Source organism: Roseibium sp. RKSG952, assembly GCF_009711355.1.
This window is the reverse complement of sequence record NZ_SMMF01000370.1, coordinates 1-739: the sequence shown is the minus strand read 5'-3', so window position 1 is coordinate 739 and position 739 is coordinate 1. Positions and strand designations below refer to the sequence as shown.

1 protein-coding gene is annotated in these 739 nt (G+C 56.7%); it reads left to right on the top strand.

The features are described 5' to 3' along the window. Nucleotides 1-58: 58 nt before the first annotated feature. A partial coding sequence (locus E1297_RS01095) for a hypothetical protein (protein WP_209015559.1) occupies nucleotides 59-739 on the top strand: 681 nt, incomplete at its 3' end.

The window sequence follows — 739 nt, the reverse complement described above, 5'->3', positions numbered from 1 at the left end:
CTTACCGACACCTACGGCGGCAGCCTCCTTGCGCTTTTGGACCGGGAACTCGGTACAGGTGCACCAACAACGCGGCAGTTGGCAGTCACGTACGTCATGGGCTTCGATCCGACCGGGAACAAGAAATACAGCAAATGGATGGTTCAATTCTTGGCTGAGAGGCGGTTTTCTGGCCGAAGACCTGCCAAAGGCGCGCGAGACGCTTGAGCTGTTCAGCAAGTACAGGACACGGCTCGGCGGGTCCGAGCGTGACATTGGCCAATACCAGACGCTGGCCGACATCTGGAAGGTGGTCAAGAGGTTCAACGACGCCGATCTCGTTGACGCGCCTCTTTCCGGCAAGCAGAAGCGGCTGAAGGACAAGGAACAGGCCTACGCCGAGGCCCTTGTTCTGCTTGACGAGCCGGACTGCACGGTTGCTGTCCCGATGACGGTGGAGGCAGCCAAATGGTGGGGACGCGGCACACGATGGTGCACATCAGCCGAGAGCAACAATGCGTTTCTGAACTACCACCTCGAAGCCCCCCTCATCGTCATTGACCTCAAATCAGCCGGAAAATTCCAGTTGTGGGTTACGAAGAGCCGGAAAATTCCAGTTGTGGGTTACGGACAACGATATTCAGAGCCGGAAAATTCCAGTTGTGGGTTACGGGCAAAAATATTCAGTTCATGGATGCCGATGATGCCCGGGTTTCTGAGGATGCCATCACCTGCAACGCGGACAGGTTTCTGCCTCTGC